Genomic DNA, 26398 nt, shown 5'->3' with positions numbered 1-26398 from the left:
ATCAGCCGATCCGCACGTTCGTCTCCACGTTGGGAGTCGCCTGCATGACCTCGTCGAACAGACCCGCACCAGGCCTGAGATCGCAGCTGCTGCGCAAGAAGCCGATCGCCGATCCCGACCAGCACACCAGTGGTGGACTCGAGCGGACCATCGGTACCTTCCAGCTGACGATGTTCGGAGTGGGCGCCACCATCGGCACCGGCATCTTCTTCGTGCTCTCGCTCGCTGTTCCCGAAGCCGGTCCCGCGGTGGTCCTCTCGTTCCTGGCGGCGGGCATCGCTGCCGGTCTCGCCGCCATCTGCTACGCCGAAATGGCCTCGGCGGTGCCGGTGTCGGGCTCGACCTATTCCTACGCCTATGTGACGATGGGCGAGGTCGTCGCAATGGGGGTCGCAGCCTGCCTGTTGCTCGAGTACGGGGTATCGAGCGCCGCCGTCGCCGTGGGGTGGAGTGGGTATCTCAACGAGCTTCTCGACAACCTCTTCGGCTTCTCCATCCCGCACGCACTGTCCGCCGCGCCGGGAGACACCGATCCGGGCGTGATGAACCTGCCGGCCGTGGTGCTGATCGTGTTGTGCGCCGTGCTGCTCATACGCGGTGCCAGTGAGTCCGCGGCCGTCAATGCGGTCATGGTCGTCATCAAGCTGGGCGTACTCGCGCTGTTCGCGGTCGTCGGATTCAGCGCCTTCGATTCGGGCAACTTTTCCGACTTCATGCCGCTGGGGGCGGCAGGTGTCACCGCCGCCGCGGGCACCATCTTCTTCTCGTTCATCGGTCTCGACGCGGTGTCGACAGCGGGCGACGAGGTGAAGAATCCGCAGAAGACGATGCCGCGAGCCATCATTGCGGCCCTCGTCGTCGTCATCGTCTTCTACCTCGTCGTTGCTGTGGCCGCCCTCGGCACTCAGCCGTGGACCGCCTTTGCGGGCCAGGAGGAAGCCGGGTTGGCCGAGATCCTTCGCAATGTCACCGGGCGGGCTTGGCCGGCGACGATCCTGGCCGCGGGAGCGGTGATCTCGATCTTCTCGGTGACCCTGGTGACGATGTACGGGCAGACTCGCATTCTCTTCGCCATGGGCCGAGATGGCATGTTGCCCAAAGCCTTCGCCACAGTCAGCCCCCGCACTCACACGCCGGTGAACAACACGATCGTCGTTGCCGTGATCATCTCGATTCTCGCTGCGTTCATCCCTCTCGACAAACTCGCCGACCTCGTGTCGATCGGCACCCTCGTCGCATTCATCGTCGTGGCGATCGGAGTGATCGTCCTTCGTCGCACCATGCCGAACCTCGAGCGTCCCTTCAAGGTGCCCGGGTATCCGGTGACCCCGGTGCTCTCGGTCGCCGCCTGTGTGTACATCCTGTCCGGTCTGCGATGGACGACCTGGTTCTGGTTCGTGCTGTGGCTTGCCGTGGTTCTCGCGTTCTATCTCCTGTGGGGTAGGCATCACTCGGCGCTCCGATCGGCTGGAAAGCAGGCGCGATGAGCATCTTGATCGCCTTCGCGCCGGGCAAAGGAAGCGTCGGCGCACTCGATCTCGGCGCTCAGTTGGCGCGATCCTCGGGAACGACCATCGATGTCGCGACCGTGGTGCCCAAACCGTGGTCGACGCCGTCGATGGCCCGTGTCGACGCCGAGTTCTCGGACTGGGCTGCGGCGACGGCCGCCGAGTCGGAGGCGAAGGCACGTCGATTCCTCGCCGATCGCGCACCCGATATCGCCGCGTCGTTCCATCGCCTCGCGCACCGCTCGGTGTCGACGGCACTGACCGAAGCCGCAGAGAGCGTGCCTGCTTCGGTGCTGGTGCTCGGGTCATCGGGGGACGGGGCGCTGGGGCAGGTTGTCGTGGGTTCGACCGCGGACAAACTCCTGCACTCCTCGCCGGTGACCGTCGCCCTCGCTCCGCGTGGCTACCGGGTGCGCAACCGCGCGACTCTGACCAGGATCACCTGCGCGTTCTCCGGTGACAGCGAGGCCTCGCGCGTCGTGGGGCCGACAGCGGAGTTGGCAAGGGATGCCGGAATTCCACTGCGATTGGCGTCGTTCGTCGTGCGCGGGGCGACGATGTACCCACCCGAAGTGGGACTGCGAGCCGAGGACGATGTTGCCGCGGAGCTCTCGCGAGGGCTGACCGAAGCGCTCACAGCTGCGGTGGAAGATGCAGTGGGAGTGGGGCTCTCGGCCGACCGAGTGACGACGGAACTGGCCTCGGGGCGCAGTTGGCGCGAGGCCCTCGACGAGGCGCAGTGGCAGGACGGTGAAGTGTTGGCCATCGGTTCGTCCGGCCCGCTCGGCCCCATCGCCCGCGTGTTTCTCGGATCACGAGCGACCAAGATTATCCGTCATTCACCGGTGCCGATCCTGGTGTTGCCGCGGCGGTGACCGCAGGGACCGTCGTCAGCGGTTGAGGGCCAGTACCGAAAGGAGCTCGTAGGCGACGTGAGCCGCCGCGATCCCCGTTATCTCGGCATGGTCGTATGCGGGTGCCACTTCCACGATGTCGGCACCGACCACGTTCAGGCCGACGAGTCCTCGCAGCGTGTTCAACAGTTCGCGGGAGGTCATCCCGCCTGCCTCCGGAGTGCCGGTGCCCGGTGCATGCGCGGGGTCGAGGACGTCGATGTCGACCGAGACGTAGACCGGACCGCCGTCGAGACGTCGACGCATCCGTTCGACGATGCTGGCCACGCCGTCGACCTCGTAGTCGTCGGATCGGATCACCTGGAAGCCGAGCACGCGATCGTCCTCGAGGTCCTGCTCGCTGTAGAGGGGTCCGCGAATGCCGATGTGCTGTGAGCGCTCCAGATCGATGAGGCCTTCCTCGCTGGCGCGGCGGAACGGTGTGCCGTGCGTGTACGGCGCACCGAAATAGGTGTCCCACGTGTCGAGGTGAGCGTCGAAGTGCAACACGGCCACCGGTCCGTGGTCGCGCGCGAGCGAACGCAGAATCGGCAGAGCGATGGTGTGGTCGCCGCCGAGCGTCAGGACCGAGGAACCGTCTGCACGCAGGTCGGTCACCGCGTCGTGCACGGTGGTCAGTGCCTCGGTGATGTCGAACGGGTTGACCCCGATGTCTCCGAAATCAGCCACCTGTTGGCGGGCGAAGGGTGAGACCTGTAGCGCAGGATTGTAGGGCCGCAACAGTTTCGACGCTGCCCGGATGTGCCCGGGGCCGAAACGCGCGCCGGGCCGGTAGCTCACCCCGGAATCGAACGGGACGCCGAGGATGGTGACGTCGGCGCGGGCGACCTCGTCGAGCCGCGGAAGGCGAGCGAACGTGGTGGGCTCGGCGTAACGAGGAACCTTGGTGGTATCGACCGGACCGATCGGGGTGTGCTCGGGATTGCTCGGGTTCATCGACAAATCCTTTTCGAGAGAGCGGAGTCCGGTGACCGTCGAGTCGACCAGTTCACTCGGCAAGCGTTACTCTGATGCACGATCTTGTCAACACGAGTTTCCTGAGAGGCGAGAACGGTGTCTGTTGCTACGTCGGTCGAGAACGACGCGCCGCGGATCGGTGCGCGGCTCAAGGAGGCGCGGCAGAAGAAGCGACTGACACTCGACGCGCTCGCCGACACCTGTGGGGTGACCAAGGGGTACCTGTCCAAGCTCGAGCGCGATCAGGTGAACGCCTCGGTCGCGTCGTTGGTGCGGGTGTGTGCTGCGCTCGACGTCCCGGTGGGTTCCCTGTTCGACGATGCCCCGGCGGGCGAAGTGGTGCGCGCACAGTCGTTGCCGCGCATCGTGTTCGGCGGTGAGGCGATGACGGAGTATCTGCTGACACCGGTGGGCGAGCGTCGGGTCCAGGTGTTGCTGGGAGATATCGAGGAAGGTGGCGGCAGTGGCGCGGAGTCGTACACCCTGCCGTTGGACGTCACGTTCGTGCACGTGCTGTCCGGCGAAATCAGAGTGACCTTCGAAGCCGAGCCAGACGGGACCTTCGGCGGGGACGACCTCGTGCTCGGGGCGGGCGATGCATTCACGTTCTCACCGCGACGGCCGCACAGTTTTCGCAGCGACAGCGTCGGCGGTGCACGGGTGTTGTGGGTACTGGCACCGGCCCTGCCCGAGGAGTTGCACAACAGGAAACAGGAGTTGTCGAGATGACGGTTACCGTGTCCCTGTATCAGGGGCCCGAACACTCCGGCGAAGTCGAGGTCAACCTCGCCGCCATCGACGCCGCCGCGGCAGAGGCGGCACGAGCGGGCGCGTCCATCCTCGTCACGCCCGAAATGTCGGTCAGCGGCTACGACATCGGTGAACTGGTGCTCGAGCGAGCGGAGCCGGCCGACGGTCCGATCTTTCAGCGCGTCGCCGAGATCGCGCGAACCCGCAGCGTGGCAATCGCATACGGATACCCCGAGCGCAGCGGAGAATCGGTGTTCAATGCCGTGCAGGTCGTCGATGCATCCGGACGACCACGGGCGCACTACCGGAAGACGCACCTGTTCGGTGAGCTCGACCGCGCCCACTTCGCTCCCGGCCCGGATTTACTGGTGCAGTTCGATTTCGGCGGACTGCGCTGCGGACTACTCACCTGCTACGACGTCGAATTCCCCGAAGCAGTGCGGGCGCACGCCGACGCCGGAACGCAATGGTTGATCGTCCCGACCGGCCTGATGACCCCATTCGAAATCATCGCCACCCATCTCGTCCCGACGCGGGCCTACGAAAGTCAGCTGTTCATCACCTACGTCAACCGCTGCGGAACGGAGACGAGCCTGACCTATTGCGGGCGCAGCTGTGCCGTCGGGCCCAGTGGACACGACATAGCACGAGCAGGCGCGCACGAGGAACTACTCACGGCGGAGCTCGATCCGAGCGAACTCGCTCGATCACGCGCGGTCAACACCCATCTCGCCGACCGCCGACCGGATCTCTACCGCACCGTTGTCCACCCGACCGGACCCTCGCGGGCCGAGCAGGAGACCGACCGATGACCACACCCGTCACCCCGGACAGCTCCATCGCATCCGAGGACGAGCAGCCCTTGACGATGTTCGGACCGGACTTCCCGTTCGCGTACGACGAGTACCTCGCGCACCCGGACGGTCTCGGACGCGTCCCCGACGCCGCCCTCGGCACTCGGGTCGCCGTGATCGGCGGTGGTCTCGCGGGCATGGTCGTCGCCCACGAATTGCTCCGGCTCGGCCTCGAACCCGTTGTGTACGAATCCGATCGGATCGGGGGACGGATGCGCTCGGTACCGTTCGAAGGGCATCCGGGCGTGGTCGCCGAGATGGGTGCGATGCGATTTCCGCCGTCGTCGACCGCACTGTTCCACTACCTCGATGCAGTCGGGCTGGACACGACGCCGTTTCCCAACCCGCTCGCCGAGGTGACCCCCAGTACGGTCATCGACCTCAAAGGCGAGAGTCACTACGCGCAGAAGCTCGACGATCTACCGCCGATATTCGCAGACGTGGCGAACGCGTGGAACAGGACGCTCGAAGAACACGCCGAGCTGATTCCGCTTCAGCGCGCCATTCGCCGAAGGGACGTCGGCGAGATCAAGCGAATCTGGAACGAGCTGATCGTGAAGTTCGACGATCAGACCTTCTACGGGTTCCTCGCTGCGTCCGAGCACTTCTCGTCGTTTCGGATGCGAGAGGTGTTCGGTCAGGTCGGTTTCGGAACGGGCGGATGGGACACCGACTATCCCAACTCCATTCTCGAGATCCTTCGTGTCGTCAGCACCGCGGCAGACGACCATCATCGTGGAATCGTCGGCGGCTCACAGCAACTGCCGATGCGACTGTGGACTCGCTCGCCCGAGAACATGGCGCACTGGCCGGCCGGCACGTCGGTGGCCTCACTGAACGGCGGCACCACCATGTCCCGGGTCACCGAGATCAGGCGGACCGACGGCGGCACCACGATCCACGACGACCGCGGCAACATTCGGACCTACCCTGCTGCCGTCGTGACCGCACAGAGTTGGATGCTGCTCAGCAACATCAGATGTGACGACGACCTGTTTCCCATCGATCACTGGACCGCCATCGAACGCACCCACTACATGGGGTCGACCAAAGTGTTCGCCCTCGTCGATCGGCCGTTCTGGAAGGACAAGGACCCGGTCACCGGGCGAGACCTGGTCAGCATGACGCTGACCGATCGCATGAGCCGAGGCACCTACCTACTCGACCAAGGCGAAGGCAAGCCCGGACTGATCTGCCTGTCCTACACCTGGTCGGACGATTCGCTCAAGCTGCTGGCCCTCGACCCGACCGAGCGCATGAACATCATGCTGCGCTCGCTCGAGGAGATCTATCCCGGCGTCGATTTCCGCAGCCACATCATCTCGACCCCGGTCACGTTGTCCTGGGAAACCGAACGCGACTTCATGGGAGCCTTCAAAGCGAACCTGCCAGGGCACTACCGATACCAGGAAAGACTGTTCACCCACTTCGTGCAACACGAACTCGACCCACGGCACCGGGGGATATTTCTGGCCGGTGACGACATCTCCTGGACCGCAGGCTGGGCCGAAGGTGCCATCCACACCGCACTGAACGCGGTATGGGGCGTCGTACACCATCTGGGAGGGACATCGGCAGAAGACAATCCCGGACCGGGCGACGTATTCGAGTCCATCGCCCCACTTCGATTGGGCGACTAGCTTTTCGGGGGCAGCGACTGCGGACGGCGCTCGTCGAACACGAACAGTGCCAGAGCGAAGGTCAGCATCACGGCGACCACCCAGATCGCCCGAAGGCCGAACAACTCGACTGCCACCGCCCCCAGTAGCGCCCCGCCGAGGAAACCAGCGATCACCACACCGAATCTTCCCGCCCGCGTCCCCTCCTCACGATCGCCGTCCACGACTCGATGAAACGCCGCCATAGACATGCTGCGGAGATTCCCGGTCGTCATCGTGGTGTTGAACGGCGAATCCACCAGCACACGAAAAGTCGTCACCTGCACGCCGGCCACATGCGCGAGAATCACCGAGACGAGGGCATCGGGCACGGTTGCCGGAAGAAAACCGACCGCCAGAACCACGAGTATCTCGACCACGAGAACCGCGCGAACCGGCCGCCGCACGATCTTCGCCACCTCGGGCAACGCGATGAACTCCGCTGTAGCGACGCCCAACACGAACGCAGTCAACGGCGGCACGAACGCGAGCGCCTCGGTCCACCGCCCACCTGCGATATCGACGCCGAGCAATACGACATTGCCGGTCTGTGCGCCCGCGAACACGCCACCGCGAGTGACGTAGGTGTAGGCGTCGAGGAACCCGCCGACGGCGGCCAGAAGCACCCCGAGCCGAACCGACTTCGCAGTCGCGACGGTGATGGGAGGTTCAGAACTCACTGCACGCCCGCCTGGTTCATTTCGCAGGCTCCACTCACGCCCGCCTGGTTCATTCCGCAGGCTCCACTCACGCCCCGATGGTTCATTTCGCAGGCTCCACTCACGCCGCCGCCGCCACCGCCAGCAATGACAGCAACAACTCTGCCCGCACCCGCGCAGACGTCAAATCCACTGCGAGCAACTCCTCGCACCGCGTGATCCGGTTTCGCAAAGTGTGACGATGAACCGACAGGTTCGTCGCCGCAGTTTCCCAGTGCCCGTTGGCCTCGAGGAAAGCCCGAAGCGACCCCACCAGGTCGGCGTTGTGATCGCGGTCGTAGTCGGCCAACAGCGCAACGGTCGTGGCGGCCATGGCGCGTAGCGACTCCTGTACCGGTTCCGAGGCCAACAGCATGGACCCGGAGAATTCTACGATGCGATCGCTCGGCCCGGCGGCGGCGCACGCGAGAGAGGCCTGCCGAAGGGCCACAGGAGATTCGGTGATAGGTCGCCGCGAACTGAGACCGGCACAGGCCGATCTCGGCAGCGAATCCATCAGTTGTGCCACGAACATGGCGTCGTCGGAGCCGCGCAACAAGAGCGTGCCGCCGGAGTCGGTGACTCGGGCGAAGGTGGGCCGCGACCGCAGCCGACACTGCGCATCGAATGCCTCGATGATCCGCTCGGACGGTGCGCGGACCACGGCGACCCGGATGGACGAATCGTCGTCGGCCGCGTCGGCGAGATAGCTCGGTAGCGGCGAATCGACCGAAGAAAGCAGATGACCGTCGAGCAGCAACCCGAGTGCGAGCGTGTTGAGCCGGGATTGCTCGGCACGCAGGCGCGCCGGCTTCTCGAGCTCGAGCGTGACAAGTGACACCGCATGCCCCAGCAGGATTTGCTCGACGCCCGTCATCGGGCCCGCGGTGCGAATGGCGAGGAAAGTCGGGCCGCTCCCGGTGATCGGCACCGAGTGGAGACTGACGGTTCGGCCGGGTTCGCTGACCGACACAGTGGCCGGTGTCGACGACGGACGGATGCTGCGGGCGATATCTGCCGCCTGCTCGACGAGATCGGATGCATCCATCGGATGAAACGACTCGGTGCGCGTGCCGATCAGCGCCACCGACGTCGAGGTGGCGACGGCGAGTTCACGGACGATCGCCTCCACCCCTCCGTGCAATGCTGCCCTGGTGATCCGGTTCTGTACCGCCGCCGCGCGAACAACCCGCTCGTACTCCTGCTCGGAGAGGCGTTTCATGACCGCGCGAATGACGGCAGCGAACGGAATGTCGTACGGAACCTCCACGACGGGAAGCCCGACGTCCTCGGCCGCGTCGAGGATGTACGTGGGAATGGTGCTGTGCGAGAGACCGATTCCGAAACCGAGGCAGCCGACACCAGCGGCCGCGAGAGTGCGGACATAGGTGTCGAGGGCAGGACCGTCGGAGTCGAAGCCGAGTCCGGTCGTCAGAATCAGTTCACCGCCCGACAGCCAGGGGCTGGGATCGGTGAGCTCGGTTGCCTGCGCAAAGGTGATGGGAGCAGCGCTGCGCTCGGGTCCGCCGCGATGACTCAATCGAAGCGATCGCTGCCGTAGCAGCCAGGACAGTTGCACACTCACATCTGGCACTGTAGTGCCCTATCGACGAAATGGTGTCCGACCTAGCGTCGTGCTGTACAAAATGGCAGGTCCCACCAGGGTGTGTGCGGTCGCATACTTGCTCGAACAGCCCACACGAAAGGTGCGAACATGGCCTCGATCGAGTACCGACTTCCTCAGGAGCGCAGGATCGTCACCGCCTTCCCCGGACCCGCGTCGACTGCCTTGGCGGCGCGACGCAAGGCCGTCGTCGGCGCCGGTGTGGCGTCCACACTGCCGGTCTACGTAGCAGACGCCGACGGCGGTGTCGTCGTGGATGTGGACGGCAACTCGTTGATCGATCTCGGTGCCGGAATCGCCGTGACGACCGTCGGTGCCTCCAACCCGGCCGTCGTTGCCGCAGTGCAGGATCAGGTCGCGCACTTCACCCATACCTGCTTCATGATCGCCCCGTACGAGGGCTACATCGCTGTTGCCGAGAAGCTCGCCGAATTGACACCCGGTGACCACGACAAGCGCACTGTCCTGTTCAACAGTGGTGCCGAGGCGGTCGAGAACGCGGTCAAGATCGCCCGTCACGCCACCGGCCGCTCCGCCGTCGTGGTGTTCGACCACGCGTATCACGGACGCACCAATCTGACGATGGCACTGACCTCGAAGTCGATGCCGTACAAGAGTGGCTTCGGCCCCTTCGCGCCGGAGGTGTACCGGGTCCCGATGTCCTACCCGTTCCGCGAAGGCACCAACGTCGACGGCTCGCCGATCACCGGTGCCGACGCTGCTGCCCGCGCGATTTCAGCGATCGAAAAGCAGGTGGGCGCAGGCAATCTCGCCGCCATCGTGATCGAGCCGATCCAAGGCGAAGGCGGCTTCGTCGTTCCTGCCGACGGATTCCTGCCTGCCTTGGTGGCATGGGCGCGAGACAACGATGTCGTGTTCGTCGCCGATGAGGTGCAGTCGGGGTTCACCAGGACCGGGGCCTGGTTTGCCAGCGAACACGAGGGCATCGTGCCGGACCTGATCACGATGGCGAAGGGCATCGCGGGTGGGATGCCGTTGGCGGCAGTCACCGGCCGGGCCGACCTGATCGACGCCGTGCACCCGGGTGGACTCGGCGGTACGTACGGCGGCAACCCCGTTGCCTGTGCTGCGGCACTGGCGTCCATCGAGCAGATGGAGACACTCGATCTCAATGCCCGCGCCCGCGACATCGAGCGCATCGTGCTCGGTCGGCTGCAGGCATTGGCCGCCGAGGTCGGCATCATCGGTGAGGTCCGCGGCCGCGGAGCCATGCTCGCCGTCGAACTCGTGCTGCCGGGTGGACGCGAGCCGAACCCCGAGGCGACCAAAGCCGTTGCGGCTGCGGCGCTCGCGGCGGGCGTCATCGTGCTCACGTGCGGTACCTACGGCAACGTGATCCGACTGCTTCCTCCTCTGGTGATCTCCGACGAACTACTCGATGAGGCGCTCACCGTCCTCGAAGACGCGCTTCGCAGCGCGGGACAGGGTCTCTGACATGTCAGCTCGTGATGTGATCGCGTCCGTGCCCACCGACATGTGGCTCGGCGGCGTCCAGACTCCGTCTGCATCGGGTGCCCGGTTCGCCGTGCTCGATCCCGCTACCGGTGAGGAACTGACCACCGTCGCCGACGCGACAGCCGCCGACGGAATCACCGCGCTCGATCAGGCGGCCGCGGCCCAGTCCGAGTGGGCGGCGACGCCTCCACGTGTGCGAGCGGAGATCCTGCGGCGAGCCTTCGACCTCCTGCACGCCCGCGCAGACGAGTTCTCCCTGTTGATGACGCTCGAAATGGGAAAGTCGTTGGCGGAGAGCCGCGGTGAAGTGAACTACGGCGGTGAATTCTTGCGCTGGTTCAGCGAGGAGGCCGTGCGCATCGGTGGCCGGTTCACCTCGGCACCGGCAGGCAACGGTGCAATCCTGGTGACCAAGTCGCCGGTCGGCCCGGTACTGGCCATCACCCCGTGGAATTTTCCGTTGGCGATGGGCACGCGCAAAATCGGGCCGGCACTGGCCGCGGGATGCACGGTGATCGTGAAACCGGCCGAGGACACCCCGCTCACGATGCTGCTCCTCGGACAGGTCTTCGCCGACGCGGGTTTGCCGAGGGGCGTGCTCTCGATCCTCCCGACCTCCGATGCCGGTGCCGTCACCGGGCCGCTGATGAAGGACCCGCGGCTCAGGAAGGTCACGTTCACCGGATCGACCGAGGTGGGAAAGTTGTTGGTACGCGGTGCCGCCGACCGCCTGCTACGGACGTCGATGGAGTTGGGCGGCAATGCCCCGTTCATCGTGTTCGACGACGCGGATATCGACGCCGCAGTCGACGGAGCGATGCTGGCCAAGATGCGCAACGGCGGCGAGGCATGCACGGCGGCCAACCGCCTCTACGTCGCGAACTCGGTGCGTGAGGAGTTCACCACGAAGTTGACCGCCCGGATCGAAGCTCTGACGGTCGGCCCGGGGGAGCAGGACGGCACCGACATCGGTCCGCTCGTCAACGACAAGCAACGCCGATCAGTGGCTGCCCTCGTCGATGATGCAGTGGCGAAGGGAGCGCGAGTGCGCACCGGGGGTACGACGCTCGGAGGATCTGGATTCTTCTATGCGCCTACGGTTCTGGACCAGATCCCCGATGATGCGCAGTTGTTGCGGGCCGAGATCTTCGGCCCCGTCGCGGCGATCGTCGGATTCGACACCGAGGACGAGGCGATCGCTGCGGCGAACGACACCGAGTACGGGTTGGTGGCGTACTTCTTCACCGAGAACCTCGACCGCACCCTCCGGGTATCGGCGGCACTCGACACCGGCATGGTCGGAGTCAATCGCGGTGCGATCTCCGACGCCGCGGCACCGTTCGGAGGCGTCAAGGAATCGGGATTCGGACGCGAGGGTGGTTCGGAGGGTATCGAGGAGTACCTCGAAACCAAGTACATCGCGCTTCGATGAGCGGGCACCGATAGCGCCGCTGCGGGCCGAGGACGCGGAGATCCGGTCGCTCGGCCCGCAGCGGAGCGCATCGGACCGAACTGCCGATCAGCGCTCGGCAGCGGCGATGCGGTCCTCGGCGAGGCGGTCGGCCGCTGCTCCCAACAGGATGCCCTCGGCACGCGCGATCGCGAAGATGCCGGCGACGGTGTCACCGATCTTGCCGATGGTGGCCATCACCTGGGCCGAATCCCTGCCGCGTAGTTCGCCTTCCACCTGAATCAAGCCGCCCGCGTTGGCGACGTAATCGGGTACCCAGACGATTCCGCGAGCGGCCAACATCGCCTCGACGTCGGGGGTGAGCAGTTGGTTGTTGGCCGCGCCGCAGACGATGGACGCCGACAAGCGGGCCGCCGAGGAGGCGTCGAGCGTCGCGCCCATGGCGCAGGGTGCGTAGACGTCGATATCGGCACCGATGATGTCCGACGCGATCCGCACTCCGGGGAAGTCGTCGACGATGCGATCGAGTGCGGGTGCGTAGGAGTCGCTGACGAGCACCTCGGCGCCGGCCTCGCGGAGCAGGGCGACGAGGTTGTATCCCACCTTGCCTGCACCTTCGACTCCGATGCGCTTGCCGTTCAGATCGTCAGAACCCCAGCAGGATTCGGCTGCAGCACGCAGGGACAGGAAAACTCCCAGTGCTGTCTGCGGGCCACTGTCGCCGGTGCCGCCTGCGGTGGTGTTCTTGCCCACGACGTGTGCGGTCTCTTCCGCGATGATGTCGAGATCGTCACTGTTGGTGCCCACATCGCCTGCCGTGACATAGGTTCCGCCGAGCGATTCGACGAAACGGCCGTATGCGTTGAGCAGCGTCGGGGTCTTGACGGAGGTGGGGTCGCCGATGATCACAGCTTTGCCGCCGCCGAGGTCGACGCCCGCAACGGCTGCCTTGTAGGTCATTCCGCGCGACAGGCGTAGGACGTCGGTCAACGCATCCTGCTCGGATGCGTAGGGGTAGAAGCGAGTTCCGCCCAGAGCCGGACCGAGCACGGTGGAGTGGACGGCGATGATCGCGCGCAGCCCGGTGTCACGATCCTGGCAGAACAGGACGCGCTCGTGCACGCGGTCCTGCGGCAGGTCGGGACGGTCGAAGACGCCTGCCGTCGAGGACAGGGAGCGGGGCGGGGTGCTGGCTACGGCGGCGGGGTGGTCGGCAACGACGGACACAGGCGGACTCTTTCGGTGATGAACGGCGGTACCCGAACGTGGTGGTACCCGGAATGGTTGTCCGTCACAGGGTGTCGCGGAGGTGCACGGTGGTCAACCTCTGTTGCCGGGACTGCGCATGTTGCACGGTGTGGCCTCGTGAGATCGGACCGAGGTGGTCGGGTTGCTCAGGGGGAGCGGGTTACTCAGCGGCGTCGGTCGCCGGCGAGTTGTTCGAGCAGCGGCTTGGTGCGGTACTGAATCAGTTCCGACATGGCGATGGACATGTTGGTGCGCTCGACTCCCGGTATGTCGAGGATGAGTCCCGCGATGCGATAGAGGTCGTCGGCGTCGACAGCGGCGATTCGGATATGCAGATCGGCCGCCCCCGAGAGCCCGAACACCTCGAGTATCTCCGGGATCGTGCGCAGATGTTCGGTGACCGCCGCCAGTGTGTGTTGGTTCACCTGTGCGGTGACGAACGCCTGCAGCGGACGACCCAGCGACTTCGGCGGGATGCGGTGATCGATCGGGGTCAGTGAACCCTTTTCGTCCCACCGTCCGAGTCGCGCCTGCACGGTGTTGCGAGAGAGCCCCAGCGTGGTCGCCAGTTCGACGCCGGTGGCGCGAGGCTTGGCGCAGAGGGCGAGAAGGAGTCGGGCGTCGGTCTTGTCCAGATCGGTCATTGCGCACTTTCTGTAGCTCGTTCGATACCCAATATTGTGCATGGTGCTCAGTTGTGAAGACGTCACTTGTGCACGCTGGATGTCAGTGGTGTCCTTGTGAAGGACATCACACCACGACGGAGAGTGCCACGACCATGAACACCACCTCGCTGATTCAGCTGATCAAAGAGTCGGGAACAGTGGTCCACAACGGGACCTACTCGCCTCTGGTCGCAGACATCGACACGGCCGCGCTGATGGACATGTACCGCGATCTCGTCGTGGTTCGCCGCATCGACACCGAGGCCACAGCACTGCAGAGGCAGGGTGAACTGGGACTCTGGGCACCGTTGCTGGGGCAGGAAGCTGCGCAGGTCGGATCGGCACGTGCGCTCGACACCGAGGACTTCGTGTTCGCCAGCTACCGCGAGCACGGCGTCGCCTACTGCCGCGGGGTCGATCCGACCCGGATGCTGCGGTTCTGGCGCGGATCGACGCTCTCCGGCTGGGACCCGTACGAATACCGGATGACCACTCCGGCGATCATCGTCGGATCACAGGGTCTGCACGCGACCGGATACGCGATCGGCATGCAACTCGACGGAGCCGAGGGTGCCGCCATCACCTACTTCGGCGACGGCGCGACGAGTCAGGGTGACATTTCCGAGGCGCTCGGCTTCGCCTCCAGTTTCCATGCCCCCGTGGTGTTCTTCTGCCAGAACAACCAGTGGGCGATCTCCGAACCGGTGACCGTGCAGACGAAGGCGACGATTGCCGCACGCGGTGAAGGGTACGGAATTCCCTCGGTACGCGTGGACGGAAACGACGTGCTCGCCGTCCTGGCAGTGACCAGAGCGGCGTTGGCACGAGCCCGAGAAGGAAGCGGCCCGACGCTGATCGAGGCCGTCACATACCGCATGGGCCCGCACACCACCTCCGACGATCCGACTCGATACCGTTCCGGTGCAACCGATGACGAATGGCGTGCCAAGGATCCGATCGACCGAATCGAGAAGCTGCTCAAGCGAATCGGAGCGTTCGACGAAGAGTTCGCCGCCTCGGTGAAGCGCACCGCCGACGAGGTCGCCGCCGCACTTCGTCGTGGCTGCCTCGAGACCGTCGAGCCGACGGCGATGTCGGTGTTCGACAACGTCTACGCCGACCCACACCCACTCCTGGACGACGAGCGGGCCCACTTCGCCTCGTATCAGGCAGGATTCGAAGGAGTCACCTCATGACCACGCTCGAACGACCCACGAGTCTTCCCTTGGGCAAGGCCATCAACGCCGGTCTGCGTCGGGCGATGGAGGACGACCCGAAAGTGCTGCTGATGGGCGAGGACATCGGCAAGCTCGGTGGCGTCTTCCGCATCACCGACGGCCTGCAGAAGGACTTCGGCCCGGGCCGCGTACTCGATATGCCACTGGCCGAATCGGGCATCATCGGCACCGCAGTAGGTTTGGCGATGCGCGGATTCCGGCCGGTGTGCGAGATCCAGTTCGACGGATTCATCTACCCGGCCTTCGACCAAATCGTCTCCCAGGTAGCCAAACTGCACTACCGCACAAGCGGAAACGTCAAGATTCCGATGACGATTCGCGTGCCGTACGGCGGCGGAATCGGCGCCGTCGAGCATCACTCGGAGTCGCCCGAGGGCTACTTCGCGCAGACCGCAGGCCTTCGCGTCGTCACCTGCAGCACTGCAGCCGACGGCTACTCGATGATTCGGCAGGCGATAGCCAGCGATGATCCGGTGCTGTTCTTCGAACCCAAGCGCCGCTACTGGGAGAAGAGCCCGATCGACCTGGACTCCACCGATCTCGCCGCCGCCTACCCCCTGCACCAGGCACGGGTGGTCACCGAAGGTACCGACGTCACACTCATCGCCTACGGACCGCTCGTGTCCACCGCCCGCAAAGCTGCCGAAGTTGCTGCCCACGAGGGGATATCGATCGAGGTCATCGATCTGCGATCGCTCTCGCCGATCGACTTCGAGACGATCGAGGCCTCGGTGCGCAAGACCGGACGGCTGGTCGTGACTCACGAGGCTCCCGTGTTCATGGGCCTCGGCTCGGAGATCGCCGCTCGAATCTCCGAACGGTGCTTCTACAACCTCGAGTCACCGGTGCTGCGCGTCGGCGGTTTCGGTACCCCGTACCCCGCGTCGAAGCTCGAGAAGTTCTATCTCCCCGATGTCGATCGGATCCTCGACGCGGTGGACCGCTGCCGCTCGCACTGAACTCACTTCTCACGCCCGCCGCCGATAGATACCGAACAGGATTCGACGATGCCCACGATCAAGAGCTTTCCGTTGCCCGACCTCGGGGAAGGGCTCACCGAGGCCGACCTGCTGACCTGGCTCGTCGGCGTCGGCGACACCATCGAGTTGAATCAGAACATCGCCGAGGTCGAAACGGCCAAGGCCGCGGTCGAACTTCCGTCTCCGTTCGCGGGCGTCGTTGCTGCGCTGCATGTGTCCGAAGGTGACACCGTCGAGGTCGGAATGCCGATCATCGACATCAGGGTCGATGGTGCGGACGCGGACACGGCCGAATCGGCTGCCGTCGAATCGGCTGCCGTCGAAACAGTTGCCGTCGAAGCAGCAGTCGCCGAGGAAGGGAGCTTCGAAGCGGGGGTCACGCGCGCTGCCGACGACGGTGCCGAACGCGTCCCGGTTCTCGTCGGATACGGGGTGGTGGAGGAAAGCTCGAGCAGACGCGGCGGCCGAGGAACGAGCCCGGTCGCAGCGGAAGCGAACGCGCAGAACGGAAAACCGTTGGCTGCGCCGCCGGTACGCAAGCTTGCAAAGGACAACGCCGTCGACCTTGCCCAGGTACCGGCCACCGGATCCCACGGGGATGTCACCCGTGAGGACATCGAGAGCTATCTGCTCGAGGACGACGCGTCTACCGAGCAGGTAGAGCAGCCGCTCGGCCGTGAAGAGCGCACACCGATCAAGGGAGTGCGTAAACACACGGCCGACGCGATGGTGCGCAGTGCATTCACCGCGCCGCACGTCACCGAGTTCGTCACCGTGGACGTCACCGAGACCCTGACGCTGTTGGATACTCTGCGGACATCCGAGCACTTCGCGAACGTACGGTTGACCCCACTTGCATTGGTCGCCAAAGCGGTTCTCGTTGCGCTGAAATCGAATCCGTCGCTCAATTCTTCCTGGGACGAGGCCGCGCAGGAGATCGTCACCAAGTACTACGTCAACCTCGGCATCGCCGCTGCAACCCCGCGCGGACTGATGGTGCCCAACATCAAGAACGCGCAGGATCTGTCGCTGGTGGATCTCGCGCGGGCACTGGCCGAGCTGACACGTACTGCCAAGGAGGGCAAGAGCAGCCCCGCCGATCTGGCCGAGGGAACGATCACGATCACCAACGTGGGGGTGTTCGGAGTCGATGCCGGTACCCCTATCCTCAACCCAGGTGAAGCCGCCATCCTGTGCTTCGGGTCGATACGCCGGATGCCGTGGGAGCATCAGGGCGAGATCGCATTACGGTCGGTGACAACCTTGTCGCTGTCGTTCGATCACCGACTGGTCGACGGCCAGCAAGGGTCGCAGTTCCTTGCACTCGTCGGACGGCTGATGTCCGATCCGATGAATCTGATCGCTCTGGGCTGAGCCTGCACGATCAGTGCTCGGCGCGGATCGACAGGCCGGGACGATCGGGCGCAAGATCCGCGGCGTGCAGGCCTCGTTCGGCTACGTCATTCGGAAGCGCCTGTCCGCGAACGATTGCCGCGCCCACGCGGGCGAGTGCCGCGCACGTCTGGATTCCGTACCCGCCCTGCCCGGCACACCAGAACAGACCCTCGATGTTCGGATCGAATCCGACAACAGGGGTGCGATCGGGAACGAAGCTACGGAGCCCAGCCCAGGACGAACGAACATGGCGCGCCGTCAGCGTCGTGGCCTCGGCGATGTCGTCGAACGCCCGGGCGATCTCCAACTCGTCCGGGCGGGCGTCGCTCGGTTCGGTGGGAGTTTCGTCCGCGGGAGAGCACAACAGTTGTGCGCCCTCGGGCTTGATGTAGAACTTCTCGTCGATGTCGCTCAGCGTCGCGAGATCGGAGGTGTCGAGTCCTTCGGGTGCGGCCACCATGAACACCGATCGTCGCATCGGGACGAGTCCGATGGGGTCGGCACCGGCCATCGAGCCGAGCACGTCCGCCCAGGCACCCGCCGCGTCGACGAGGAGCGGAGCGACATGGGTCGTCCCATTCGAGGTCGCCACATGCCACTGGCCGTCGACGCGTTCGAGCGAGGTCACCGCAGCACCGGTATGGACCCGTCCGCCGCGTTCGCGCAGCCCGCGTACGAAGCCCTGATGCAGTGCATGTACGTCGACCTCCATCGAATGCGGTTCGTAGAGCGCGCAATCGATCAGTTCGGGACGTAGCGGAGGAAAGAACGTGTGCGCCTGGGCAGGGGAGACGAGTTGGGCGTCGGGTGTGAGGCTCTTGATGTCGGCGTGCATCGCCTCGAGTGCGGGGCCTCGCCCGGTGGCAGCGAACTGAAGTAGTGGTCGCGGAGTGAGGAGTTCGGATCGGAAGGCCTCCGGCGGGTCGACCAGGAAGTCGCGGCTGGCTGTTGTCAGTGCGCGAATAGTGCTGTTGCCGTAGGTTTCCAGGAACAGCGCGGCCGATCGTCCGGTGGTGTGAAAAGCCAAGGTCTTCTCGCGCTCGAGCAGTGTGACGCGGCGATCGCTCGCGAGCTCGTAGCCCAGAGATGCCCCGCCGATGCCACCGCCGACGACGATCGCGTCGGCGAGGTGGGTGTCGCGGGCAGAGGTGCTCATGACTTTCTCCCGTTCGTCTTCTCGGTGTACCACTGCGCTCCTGGACCGACGGCCTCATCGAAGATCAGCCACGTCCGTGTCGACACTATCCCGTCGAGGCCCTGCAGTTCGTCGAGCACCAGATGCCGTAGGGCCGACGTGTTCGGAGCCCGGACCAGTACGAGCGCATCGAAATCACCACCCATGAGGCTGACGTGTTCGACGAACGCCAACGTGCTCAGTTCGTCGGCCACGGCGCGCCAGGAGTCCTGTCGAATGGACAGTGCCACGTACGCGGACGCCCCGACGCCGGCCTTTTCGTAGGCGATGCGTGCGGTGAAGCCCTCGATGACTCCTTCGTCGATCAGGCGGTCGACGCGCACATAGGCGTGAGCGCGGGAGATGTGCGTCGCTTCGGCCAATGCCCGCATGGACATACGTCCATCGCGGCTGAGCTCGGTGACGATGCGTCGGTCCACGTCGTCGAGCGCGTACTCGGGTTCGGTCTCTGCCATCCGTCCATCCCGGGAGGTTCGAGGGGCACAATGATGGACGAATTGTCGCCCATGGTCGTTCGGAAAGCCGTTCCTCTTCGATTGTGCTCTCGATTTGATGGTCGGTCCACTGGAGACCACGCTGTGTAGAACACTCGAGTTCGGGAAGAACGCGCAGAAGGGGCATCGAATGACCGCGACCGACACGCTCGATCACGTCACGACCTCGGTCGCCCGACGTGTTCGACAGGGCCACGAGGCAGAGTTCGTGGAGTGGACCGATCGAGGCATCGATCTCGTCCGGACGTTTCCCGGGTTCCTCGGTGGCGGCTGGCTGCGCAGCTCCGGAGAGTCGAGCGACTACCACGTGGTGTATCGGTTCGAGACCCACGACCACCTCGAGGCATGGATGCGTTCACGAGCCCGGCGCAGCTGGCTCAGCTCAGGGCGTTCGATCGCCGACGATGTTGCAACACATCGGCTTTCCGGCGTCGAAGGATGGTTCGAGCCGCAGTCGACGCTCACCGAGGCGGTGCGAGTGATCGGTGGACCGCCGCCGCGTTGGAAGCAGGCGGTGTCGATCGGTGTGGCTTTCTACGCCGTCAGTCTGCTGGTCAACATTCTCCTCACCCCTCATCTGAACACCCTGAACGTAGCTCTGCGCACGGCTCTGGTGGTGATGACGTGCACGCCGCTGATGGTGTATGTGGTGATGCCGTTCGTCACCGCGCGGCTGCGCACCTGGCTCGTGCCGCGCAGCGAGGGGTAGCACGAGAGTCGGTACAGTCGAGGCCATGCCCGACGCCGCTGTGCACAACCAATTCGCTCTGGACGGGGCGTGGAACTTTCGCGATCTCGGTGGTGCTCGCACGAGCGACGGCGCGAGGGTCAGGCCTGGATTGTTCTATCGTGCTTCCGAATTGAGCGCCCTGACCGAATCGGGACAGCGCACAGTTGCCGACTTCGGGATTCGCACGGTGTTCGATCTTCGTGGTGAATCGGAGATCGAACGCAGCGGCACAGATCGAGTTCCCTCGGGCGTGGAGTCGATCTCGGTGCCGTACGTCCGAGCCCGCGGCGAGCGCGCTCCGCACGAGGCCTCGATCCACACCGAGCAGAACCAGGTGGACTACATGATGCGGGCGTACGCGTCCTACCCGACTCTCGACGGGGCCTCGCACGCGATCAAGGCCGTGGTGCACGCGCTCGTCGAGCAACGTGGTGCGGTGCTGGTGCATTGCGCTGCAGGCAAGGACCGAGCCGGATGGACGGTGGCGACCGTACTGCGGGCCGCGGGAGTCGGTGAGAGCGACATCCTCGCGGACTACCTGAGAAGCAACGAGGCGGTCGAACCCCTCCTGGTTCACCTGCGCCGAATCTGGGCGGGCACCGAGCCGGACGCACGTCCTACCGAGGCCATGCTGGGTGTGCGAGCGTCCTACCTCGAACACGGACTGGCGGCGATGGAGTCCAGCTACGGCTCGTTCGAGGGCTATCTGACGCACCTGGGTATCGACCGCAGTCTCCGCCGACAGTTGGCGGGCGCCGTTCTGGACCACTGAGCGGTAGCCTCGCTCCATGCGTATCGGCACCACTGCACCCGACTTCGAACTCGCCGATCATTCGGGCGAGCGTCGTGCGCTCACCGAGTTGACTGCCGCAGGCCCCGTCGTGTTGTTCTTCTATCCGGCCGCCAACAGCCCGATCTGCACCGCGCAGGCATGCCATTTCCGGGATCTGGGCACAGAATTCGAGCGCCTCGGTGCGCAGCGCATCGGGATCAGTACCGACACCCGCGATCGCAATCAGCACTTCGCGCTCCAGCGGGCGTTCGATTTTCCACTACTGTCCGATTCCGACGGCGCTGTTGCCGAGCAGTTCGGGGTGCGGCGAGGAGGGTGGCTCACTCGCAAGCGTCGGCTTCGCGAACTCGAACGAGGACACTCGACTGCTGCTCGACGTGGACTTGTGCGGCAATTGCTGTCCGTGAAGCGGACGACCTTCGTGATCGACAGGCACCGAGTGGTACGCATGGTCGTGCGGAGCGAGCGCGGTCATGTCCACGCCACCAAGGCATTGGACTACCTGCGCTACTTGTCGTGACGGTGGGTGAGATCGCTATTCGTTCGCGCCGCTGAACAGGGCGGTGTAGACGGCCGGCTTCGATGCCTCGGCGCGCGCATCGGTCGACGCGTCGTCGGGGTGGCTGAAGAGCGCCTCGTTCTTGTCTTCGGGTTCCATTCCCAGAGCATGCCCCTGATCGAGTGCAATAGCCACTCGCCGCGCTGAATGCATGCGTACAGCGCAGTGGGATACTGCACCGATGCCCGAAGAATCGCTGTTCGACGCCCTGCGCCGCGAGCCCGACGTCGAGGCACCCAACCTCTATGCCGTCGACGCGGCGGACCGACTCGTTCTCGACACCTTCGACCGACATCCGGGCATCGACCGAGCGGCACCGATCGCGGTGATCGGCGACCGATACGGCGCGCTCACCCTCGGTGCCGTGGCGCTGGGCTTCATGGATGTGCGGGTCCATCAGGATGCGGTCACCGGCGTGCGGGCGCTCGAACTCAACGCCGCGCGGGTGGCGATGACCGGCGCATACACCCAGCACGAACTCGGTGCCGAGTTACTCGACGGCGTCGCGGCGGTACTGATGCAGCTACCGAGAAGTCTGGCCGAACTGACCGAGATCGCGGAACACATCGCAGCCCACGCCCCTGCGGAGGTGGTTCTGTTGGCCGGAGGGCGAGACAAACACATGACGCCAGCGATGAACGACGTGCTGCGACGGTCGTTCGAGACGGTGACGGCAGGCCGAGGACGGCAGAAGGCGCGAGTGCTCACCGCGACCGGGGCGGTGGCGTCGGGCATGACGTATCCGGTGAGCAAGCGGATCGCCGACCTGGACATGACGGTGGTCGCACACGGTGCGGTGTTCGCCGGAGCCGGACTCGATCTCGGGACGCGTCTTCTGCTCGACTACCTGCCCAAGATGTTGCCGCATGCCCGCACGGCCGTCGATTTAGGTTGTGGCACAGGAATTCTCGCAACAGAGTTGGCTCGAAGCAGGCCCGGCCTCCAGGTGATCGCCACCGACCGTTCCTCCGCAGCGACCGCCTCTGCGGCGGCGACGGCCGCGGCCAACGGAACCGAGATCTCGGTGATCGTGGACGACGCGATGTCGACCTTCGAGTCCGAGTCGGTCGATCTGGTGGTGTGCAATCCGCCGTTCCACGAAGGCGCGGCAGTGCACACGGGTGGAGCGAGCAAACTGTTCGCCGCAGCCGGTCGGGTCCTACGGCCGGGCGGACAACTGTGGACGGTGTTCAACACCCATCTGAACTATCGCCGCGAACTGGCCGAGGCCGTCGGCCCGACCGACTCGATGGGACGAAACAGCAAGTTCACCGTCGCCCGCTCGGTACGCCCGAGCGAGCGGCGATAGGCCTCAGGTGATCGGGCCGCCGTCTTCCGGGGTCCCGTCGATCTGACCCCGGTTTCGACCGCGGTCCTCGACGAGCGTGCCCTCGACGATCTCGGCCTGCCGCTGGCCCTCCGCGTAATCGATATCGGGATCCTCGTCCGATTCCTGAACGACGTGGTCGACCAGTTCCTCGGTCAATTCCTCGTCGGGAGTTTCGGTGATCGGTCGGTCGAGCTCGTCCTCGGTGGTGACGTCGGGCTCTTCCTCGCTGAGTTTGAGGTCCAGGCTCTCGCCCTCGGCAGCTTCACGAGCGGTGGTGCCGAAGCTGTTGGCCTCGCTCCAGTGGTCGGGTGCGTCGACCACGGTGTCGCCGTCGTCGTTGCGCACCTCGTCGGAGTCGAGGCTTTCGCTGGTGTCCAAGGTCTGGTCTGGTCCGTCTTCGATAGCCATTTCCTCATAGTGCCCGTTTCGATTCGGCGTCACACATTCGGTCGTCTCAACGGATCGAGGCTGCACCCGGTAGAGTCCGATTTGTCCGTCGTAGAAGTTTTCCGCTTGGGAACTTTTGTCCGGATGCCAGACGTTCTACAAGAGACCGACGGGGAGATCCCCGGTGGGGATCAGAACTTTACGAAGGGAAGAGTCACGGTGCGCACCTCCAGCAACCCGGTGTTCCGCAACCTGCCCAAACAACAGGGCGGCGGCTACGCCACATTCGGATCTGCGACGGCTGGAGCCTCGCAGGCCGCAACGTTCGGTCAGCATCCCGGAACGCAGACCGACCCGTACACCACCCAGCCGGCTCAGCGGGCCATGACGATCGACGATGTCGTCACCAAGACCGGCATCACCCTCGGTGTGCTGACCGTCACGGCGGTCATCTCGTACATGCTCGTCCAGAACAACAACGCTCTGGCCATGCCGTTCGTTGTCGTCGGTGGTCTCGTCGGTTTCGGTCTGGTCATGTTCGCGACCTTCGGCCGCAAGATGGACAACAAGGCGCTCGTGCTCGCGTACGCGGCGGCCGAGGGCATCTTCCTCGGAGCCCTGTCCTTCGTGTTCACCTTCCCGATTCAGGGGGTCGGAGCCGGGACCCTCATCTCGCAGGCCGTCCTCGGCACGTTCGGCGTGTTCTTCGGCATGCTGATCGTCTACAAGACCGGTGCAATTCGCGTCACCCCGCGCTTGACCCGCATGATCGTCGGTGCCCTCATCGGCGTCGTCGTGCTGATGCTCGGCAACCTGGTTGCCAGCTTCTTCATGGACGGTGGATTCGGCCTGCGTGACGGCGGACCCATCGCCATCATCTTCAGCCTCGTCTGCATCGGAATCGCCGCGTTCAGCTTCCTGCTGGACTTCGACCAGGCCGATCAGCTGATCCGCGCACAGGCCCCGGAGAAGGCAGCCTGGGGCGTCGCCCTCGGCCTGACCATCACTCTGGTGTGGCTGTACATCGAGATCCTGCGTCTGCTGAGCTACTTCCAGAACGACTAGTACTCACGCGAAAATGCCCCGCCACTCCGTTCGGAGGGCGGGGCATTTCTCGTCGGTACCGGTGAGATCAGCTCAGACGCTCGAGCACCATGGCCATGCCCATGCCGCCGCCGACGCACATGGTCTCGACGCCGAACGTCTTGTCATGGGTGGTCAGGTTGTTCAGCAGGGTGGTGGTGATGCGGGCACCGGTCATACCGAACGGGTGGCCGACCGCGATGGCACCGCCGGAGACGTTCAGCTTGTCCTCCTCGATGCCGAGGTCGCGTGCCGAGCCGAGGACCTGCACGGCGAAGGCCTCGTTGATCTCGAACAGGTCGATATCGGAAATCGACATACCCGCGATCTTCAGTGCCTTGCGGGTGGCCTCGATCGGGCCGAGACCCATGATCTCGGGGGACGTTCCGGTGACTCCGGTGGACACGATGCGCGCCAGCGGGGTCAGTCCCAACTCTTTCGCCTTCGTGTCGCTCATGATGACGAGCGCTGCGGCGCCGTCGTTGAGTGGGCAGGCGTTACCTGCGGTGATGGTGCCGTTGGGGCGGAAGACCGGCTTGAGCTGGCTGATCTTCTCGTAGGTGGTGCCTGCGCGCGGCCCGTCGTCGGCGGTGACGACGGTGCCGTCGGCCAGAGTCACCGGGGTGATCTCCCGCTCGAAGAATCCGGCGTTGATGGCCTCCTCGGCGCGGTTCTGGCTGCGGACGCCCCAGCGGTCCTGGTCCTCGCGGGAGATGCCGGTGAGCAGCGCGACGTTCTCGGCCGTCTGGCCCATCGCGATGTACGCGTCGGGCAGCTCGCCGTTCTCGCGGGGATCGGTCCAGCTGTCCGCACCCTCTTCCTGAGCCTTCTTGGTCCGGGCCTCGGCGTCGGCGAAGATCGGGTTGTGGCTTTCGGGAAGCGAATCGGAGCTGCCGTGGACGAAGCTCGATACGCTCTCGACGCCTGCGGAGATGAACACGTCGCCCTCGCCCGCCTTGATCGCATGCAGCGCCATCCGGGTGGTCTGCAAAGAGGACGAGCAGTAGCGGGTGATCGTCGTTCCTGGCAGCGAGTCGTAGCCGAGCTGGACCGCGACGATACGAGCGAGGTTGTTGCCCTGCATGCCGCCGGGCAGGCCGCAGCCCAGGAGAAGATCGTCGATGTCCTTCGGATCGAGCGAGGGCACCTTGGCCAATGCAGCGGCGACCATCTGAGCGGTGAGGTCGTCGGGACGAATGTCCTTGAGCGAACCTTTCATCGCCCTGCCGATCGGTGAACGCGCGGTGGCGACGATAACTGCCTCGGGCATGGAATCTCCTTCGTGTCGATACTGTGTCGGCGCTGAGTTACCGCCGGGTAGGGCAATGTCTCCTGTCCGAACTTACAACCCCGGAGATCGGGCACCGGTACGACGTCCGAGATCCTCCGATGCCGTGCTGATCTCGGCGTCGAGCTCAGCGGTTCTGCGTCGCAGGAACCGGTCGAGAGCGGCCGTGGCGCGGGGGATCGCCCTCCGCGACTCGACGGCTGCAGATACGGTCGGCAGCTCGGGCAGCGGGCCGCCGTGCCACACGCCGAGGGCGGATGCGAGCACCGGCAGAATCTGCTGAGCAGCCAGTTCGTACCCGGCCGCCGACGGATGAAAACGATCGGCCGAGAACATGGTGTCCGGGGCCGCGAGAAACTCCGGGGCGAGCAGATCGGCCAGCGCCACCGGATGGCCGCCCGCGCCGAGCGTCCTGGCCGTCTGCGCGTGGGCCAGGCGTCGACCCCAATTGCGAACGACGGTGCGCAGCGGTTGCGGAATGGCCGTCACGACACCGAGATCCGGGCATGTGCCCACAGCGACGACGCAGCCCTTGGCCGTCAGTCGCCCGACCGCGTCGCCCAACCTGGCCGCCGATGCGGGAATGGAGAATTTCTTGGTGACGTCGTTCGCGCCGATGAAGATCACCGCCGCGTCCGGCGGCGGGCCCGCGACGAACATGGCGTCGACCTGACCTTCGAGGCCCTTGGAGGTTGCTCCCGCAATCGCTTTGGTGCTCAATCGAATTCGTTGGCCGGTTTCCTCGGCGAGGCCGCGTGCGAGGAGAACTCCTGGAACCTCGTCGGCCACGGTGCAGCCCACTCCGGCCGCTGTGGAGTCGCCGAAGATCATCAGGTGAATATCTGCCGAACTTCCGATCCGCCATCGCTCGGGCGCAGTGCACCCCGCGGTGTAGACGCCGTCCGCCTCGGGAGGTTTGGCGGTGGTGCGGCCGATGACGCCGCGTGCCGCAGCGGCCTGGGCCATCAGATGCCGGTACGCGGCCCAGGACGCAGTACCTGCTCCGGAGCCTGCAAGGACTGTTGCGGCGCTCGCCTTCGCAGCGGTACGCCATCCGCTCGCCGTCACAGATCGATCCCTCTCCTCGCGCCGTCGAGACCATCGTATGCGGGTCTCGACGGCCGTGGCCGAGAGTGCACGATGCCCATCTGGGAAGATAGGGA

At 65.2% G+C, this 26398-nt stretch carries 26 protein-coding genes; 15 read left to right on the top strand and 11 right to left on the bottom strand.

Features of this window, described 5'->3' with window-relative positions:
* Positions 1-44 precede the first annotated feature (44 nt).
* Both J1M87_RS22155 and J1M87_RS22150 read left to right on the top strand, forming a co-directional pair.
* A complete protein-coding gene (locus J1M87_RS22155) occupies positions 45-1487 on the top strand; it encodes an amino acid permease (protein ID WP_206491940.1) in 1443 nt (480 codons plus the stop codon).
* The gene (locus J1M87_RS22150; protein ID WP_206491939.1) at positions 1484-2383 is read left to right on the top strand and encodes a universal stress protein; all 900 of its coding nucleotides are present in this window, start codon (positions 1484-1486) and stop codon (positions 2381-2383) included. Before J1M87_RS22155 ends, J1M87_RS22150 begins: the two co-directional genes overlap by 4 nt.
* 15 nt (positions 2384-2398) lie before the next feature.
* Here the strand turns inward: J1M87_RS22150 and speB are convergent, their stop codons facing one another.
* Positions 2399-3358, bottom strand: a complete 960-nt coding sequence (gene speB, locus J1M87_RS22145; protein WP_206491938.1) for an agmatinase — start codon at positions 3356-3358, stop codon at positions 2399-2401.
* A 117-nt stretch (positions 3359-3475) separates the two neighbouring features.
* Here speB and J1M87_RS22140 point away from each other — a divergent pair, with 117 nt between their 5' ends.
* From J1M87_RS22140 to J1M87_RS22130, 3 genes are read left to right on the top strand one after another with little or no spacing between them, the layout of a single operon-like run.
* Positions 3476-4108 (top strand): helix-turn-helix domain-containing protein, encoded by a 633-nt coding sequence (locus J1M87_RS22140; RefSeq protein ID WP_206491937.1) that lies wholly within the window; start codon positions 3476-3478, stop codon positions 4106-4108.
* Positions 4105-4941: a carbon-nitrogen hydrolase family protein gene (locus tag J1M87_RS22135; protein ID WP_206491936.1), complete on the top strand. Its 837-nt coding sequence runs from the start codon at positions 4105-4107 to the stop codon at positions 4939-4941. Before J1M87_RS22140 ends, J1M87_RS22135 begins: the two co-directional genes overlap by 4 nt.
* Positions 4938-6623 carry an NAD(P)/FAD-dependent oxidoreductase gene (locus tag J1M87_RS22130; RefSeq protein ID WP_206491935.1) on the top strand — a complete coding sequence of 562 codons (1686 nt, stop codon included), beginning with the start codon at positions 4938-4940 and terminating at the stop codon, positions 6621-6623. Before J1M87_RS22135 ends, J1M87_RS22130 begins: the two co-directional genes overlap by 4 nt.
* On the opposite strand, the gene J1M87_RS22125 is transcribed toward J1M87_RS22130, so the two are convergent.
* Positions 6620-7321: a YoaK family protein gene (locus tag J1M87_RS22125; protein ID WP_206491934.1), complete on the bottom strand. Its 702-nt coding sequence runs from the start codon at positions 7319-7321 to the stop codon at positions 6620-6622. The genes J1M87_RS22130 and J1M87_RS22125 overlap by 4 nt on opposite strands.
* 100 nt (positions 7322-7421) lie before the next feature.
* On the bottom strand, positions 7422-8924 hold the full coding sequence (locus tag J1M87_RS22120; protein ID WP_206491933.1) for a PucR family transcriptional regulator: 1503 nt from the start codon (positions 8922-8924) through the stop codon (positions 7422-7424).
* A gap of 129 nt (positions 8925-9053) precedes the next feature.
* Here J1M87_RS22120 and gabT point away from each other — a divergent pair, with 129 nt between their 5' ends.
* Complete coding sequence (gene gabT, locus J1M87_RS22115) at positions 9054-10418, top strand: 4-aminobutyrate--2-oxoglutarate transaminase (protein WP_206491932.1); 1365 nt, start codon at positions 9054-9056, stop codon at positions 10416-10418.
* Between the two features lies 1 nt (position 10419).
* Positions 10420-11871, top strand: a complete 1452-nt coding sequence (locus J1M87_RS22110) for an NAD-dependent succinate-semialdehyde dehydrogenase (RefSeq protein ID WP_206491931.1) — start codon at positions 10420-10422, stop codon at positions 11869-11871.
* 87 nt (positions 11872-11958) lie between these two features.
* Here J1M87_RS22110 and J1M87_RS22105 read toward each other — a convergent pair whose 3' ends face one another.
* Positions 11959-13077: a Glu/Leu/Phe/Val dehydrogenase gene (locus J1M87_RS22105; RefSeq protein WP_206491930.1), complete on the bottom strand. Its 1119-nt coding sequence runs from the start codon at positions 13075-13077 to the stop codon at positions 11959-11961.
* A gap of 185 nt (positions 13078-13262) precedes the next feature.
* The gene (locus tag J1M87_RS22100) at positions 13263-13742 is read right to left on the bottom strand and encodes an Lrp/AsnC family transcriptional regulator (RefSeq protein ID WP_206491929.1); all 480 of its coding nucleotides are present in this window, start codon (positions 13740-13742) and stop codon (positions 13263-13265) included.
* Positions 13743-13876: 134 nt separating this feature from the next.
* Here J1M87_RS22100 and pdhA point away from each other — a divergent pair, with 134 nt between their 5' ends.
* Genes pdhA through J1M87_RS22085 form a run of 3 tightly spaced genes read left to right on the top strand, consistent with a single transcriptional unit; the run spans position 13877 to position 17355 of the window.
* Positions 13877-14959: a pyruvate dehydrogenase (acetyl-transferring) E1 component subunit alpha gene (gene pdhA / locus J1M87_RS22095; protein ID WP_206491928.1), complete on the top strand. Its 1083-nt coding sequence runs from the start codon at positions 13877-13879 to the stop codon at positions 14957-14959.
* Positions 14956-15960 (top strand): alpha-ketoacid dehydrogenase subunit beta, encoded by a 1005-nt coding sequence (locus tag J1M87_RS22090; protein ID WP_206491927.1) that lies wholly within the window; start codon positions 14956-14958, stop codon positions 15958-15960. Before pdhA ends, J1M87_RS22090 begins: the two co-directional genes overlap by 4 nt.
* A 48-nt stretch (positions 15961-16008) precedes the next feature.
* Positions 16009-17355, top strand: a complete 1347-nt coding sequence (locus J1M87_RS22085; protein WP_206491926.1) for a dihydrolipoamide acetyltransferase family protein — start codon at positions 16009-16011, stop codon at positions 17353-17355.
* Positions 17356-17365: 10 nt separating this feature from the next.
* On the opposite strand, the gene J1M87_RS22080 is transcribed toward J1M87_RS22085, so the two are convergent.
* The gene (locus tag J1M87_RS22080; protein WP_206491925.1) at positions 17366-18532 is read right to left on the bottom strand and encodes an FAD-binding oxidoreductase; all 1167 of its coding nucleotides are present in this window, start codon (positions 18530-18532) and stop codon (positions 17366-17368) included.
* Positions 18529-19026: an Lrp/AsnC family transcriptional regulator gene (locus tag J1M87_RS22075; protein WP_206491924.1), complete on the bottom strand. Its 498-nt coding sequence runs from the start codon at positions 19024-19026 to the stop codon at positions 18529-18531. Before J1M87_RS22075 ends, J1M87_RS22080 begins: the two co-directional genes overlap by 4 nt.
* Before the next feature lie 169 nt (positions 19027-19195).
* Between J1M87_RS22075 and J1M87_RS22070 the strand changes: the two genes are divergently transcribed.
* From J1M87_RS22070 to J1M87_RS22060, 3 genes are read left to right on the top strand one after another with little or no spacing between them, the layout of a single operon-like run.
* Positions 19196-19774 (top strand): antibiotic biosynthesis monooxygenase, encoded by a 579-nt coding sequence (locus J1M87_RS22070; RefSeq protein ID WP_206491923.1) that lies wholly within the window; start codon positions 19196-19198, stop codon positions 19772-19774.
* Between the two features lie 25 nt (positions 19775-19799).
* Entirely contained in the window at positions 19800-20567 is a 768-nt protein-coding gene (locus tag J1M87_RS22065; RefSeq protein WP_206491922.1) for a tyrosine-protein phosphatase, read from the top strand.
* A 16-nt stretch (positions 20568-20583) separates the two neighbouring features.
* Positions 20584-21108 (top strand): peroxiredoxin, encoded by a 525-nt coding sequence (locus tag J1M87_RS22060; RefSeq protein ID WP_206491921.1) that lies wholly within the window; start codon positions 20584-20586, stop codon positions 21106-21108.
* A 15-nt stretch (positions 21109-21123) separates the two neighbouring features.
* Here J1M87_RS22060 and J1M87_RS22055 read toward each other — a convergent pair whose 3' ends face one another.
* Positions 21124-21300, bottom strand: coding sequence for a hypothetical protein (locus J1M87_RS22055; protein WP_206491976.1), 177 nt, complete (start codon positions 21298-21300; stop codon positions 21124-21126).
* A 28-nt stretch (positions 21301-21328) separates the two neighbouring features.
* Between J1M87_RS22055 and J1M87_RS22050 the strand changes: the two genes are divergently transcribed.
* Complete coding sequence (locus J1M87_RS22050; RefSeq protein ID WP_206491920.1) at positions 21329-22456, top strand: methyltransferase; 1128 nt, start codon at positions 21329-21331, stop codon at positions 22454-22456.
* Between the two features lie 3 nt (positions 22457-22459).
* Here the strand turns inward: J1M87_RS22050 and J1M87_RS22045 are convergent, their stop codons facing one another.
* The gene (locus tag J1M87_RS22045; protein WP_206491919.1) at positions 22460-22885 is read right to left on the bottom strand and encodes a hypothetical protein; all 426 of its coding nucleotides are present in this window, start codon (positions 22883-22885) and stop codon (positions 22460-22462) included.
* Between the two features lie 198 nt (positions 22886-23083).
* Between J1M87_RS22045 and J1M87_RS22040 the strand changes: the two genes are divergently transcribed.
* Entirely contained in the window at positions 23084-23929 is an 846-nt protein-coding gene (locus J1M87_RS22040) for a Bax inhibitor-1/YccA family protein (protein WP_206491918.1), read from the top strand.
* A gap of 67 nt (positions 23930-23996) precedes the next feature.
* On the opposite strand, the gene J1M87_RS22035 is transcribed toward J1M87_RS22040, so the two are convergent.
* Together J1M87_RS22035 and J1M87_RS22030 are read right to left on the bottom strand one after the other, a co-directional pair.
* Complete coding sequence (locus tag J1M87_RS22035) at positions 23997-25217, bottom strand: acetyl-CoA C-acetyltransferase (RefSeq protein WP_206491917.1); 1221 nt, start codon at positions 25215-25217, stop codon at positions 23997-23999.
* 72 nt (positions 25218-25289) lie between these two features.
* Positions 25290-26303, bottom strand: coding sequence for an SGNH/GDSL hydrolase family protein (locus J1M87_RS22030; protein WP_206491916.1), 1014 nt, complete (start codon positions 26301-26303; stop codon positions 25290-25292).
* Positions 26304-26398 lie beyond the last annotated feature (95 nt).

The organism is Rhodococcus sp. KRD162 (assembly GCF_017168335.1).
Taxonomy (GTDB): domain Bacteria; phylum Actinomycetota; class Actinomycetes; order Mycobacteriales; family Mycobacteriaceae; genus Rhodococcoides.
Note: the sequence above shows the minus strand (reverse complement) of the source record. Positions and strands in the feature narration are given on the sequence as shown.

Coding starts and splice junctions, on each gene's coding strand:
- J1M87_RS22155 (WP_206491940.1), top strand. CDS start 45: ATGACCTCGTCGAACAGACCCGCACCAGGCCTGAGATCGCAGCTGCTG.
- J1M87_RS22150 (WP_206491939.1), top strand. CDS start 1,484: ATGAGCATCTTGATCGCCTTCGCGCCGGGCAAAGGAAGCGTCGGCGCA.
- speB (WP_206491938.1), bottom strand. CDS start 3,358: ATGAACCCGAGCAATCCCGAGCACACCCCGATCGGTCCGGTCGATACC.
- J1M87_RS22135 (WP_206491936.1), top strand. CDS start 4,105: ATGACGGTTACCGTGTCCCTGTATCAGGGGCCCGAACACTCCGGCGAA.
- J1M87_RS22130 (WP_206491935.1), top strand. CDS start 4,938: ATGACCACACCCGTCACCCCGGACAGCTCCATCGCATCCGAGGACGAG.
- gabT (WP_206491932.1), top strand. CDS start 9,054: ATGGCCTCGATCGAGTACCGACTTCCTCAGGAGCGCAGGATCGTCACC.
- J1M87_RS22110 (WP_206491931.1), top strand. CDS start 10,420: ATGTCAGCTCGTGATGTGATCGCGTCCGTGCCCACCGACATGTGGCTC.
- J1M87_RS22100 (WP_206491929.1), bottom strand. CDS start 13,742: ATGACCGATCTGGACAAGACCGACGCCCGACTCCTTCTCGCCCTCTGC.
- pdhA (WP_206491928.1), top strand. CDS start 13,877: ATGAACACCACCTCGCTGATTCAGCTGATCAAAGAGTCGGGAACAGTG.
- J1M87_RS22090 (WP_206491927.1), top strand. CDS start 14,956: ATGACCACGCTCGAACGACCCACGAGTCTTCCCTTGGGCAAGGCCATC.
- J1M87_RS22085 (WP_206491926.1), top strand. CDS start 16,009: ATGCCCACGATCAAGAGCTTTCCGTTGCCCGACCTCGGGGAAGGGCTC.
- J1M87_RS22080 (WP_206491925.1), bottom strand. CDS start 18,532: ATGAGCACCTCTGCCCGCGACACCCACCTCGCCGACGCGATCGTCGTC.
- J1M87_RS22075 (WP_206491924.1), bottom strand. CDS start 19,026: ATGGCAGAGACCGAACCCGAGTACGCGCTCGACGACGTGGACCGACGC.
- J1M87_RS22070 (WP_206491923.1), top strand. CDS start 19,196: ATGACCGCGACCGACACGCTCGATCACGTCACGACCTCGGTCGCCCGA.
- J1M87_RS22065 (WP_206491922.1), top strand. CDS start 19,800: ATGCCCGACGCCGCTGTGCACAACCAATTCGCTCTGGACGGGGCGTGG.
- J1M87_RS22060 (WP_206491921.1), top strand. CDS start 20,584: ATGCGTATCGGCACCACTGCACCCGACTTCGAACTCGCCGATCATTCG.
- J1M87_RS22055 (WP_206491976.1), bottom strand. CDS start 21,300: ATGCATTCAGCGCGGCGAGTGGCTATTGCACTCGATCAGGGGCATGCT.
- J1M87_RS22050 (WP_206491920.1), top strand. CDS start 21,329: ATGCCCGAAGAATCGCTGTTCGACGCCCTGCGCCGCGAGCCCGACGTC.
- J1M87_RS22045 (WP_206491919.1), bottom strand. CDS start 22,885: ATGGCTATCGAAGACGGACCAGACCAGACCTTGGACACCAGCGAAAGC.
- J1M87_RS22035 (WP_206491917.1), bottom strand. CDS start 25,217: ATGCCCGAGGCAGTTATCGTCGCCACCGCGCGTTCACCGATCGGCAGG.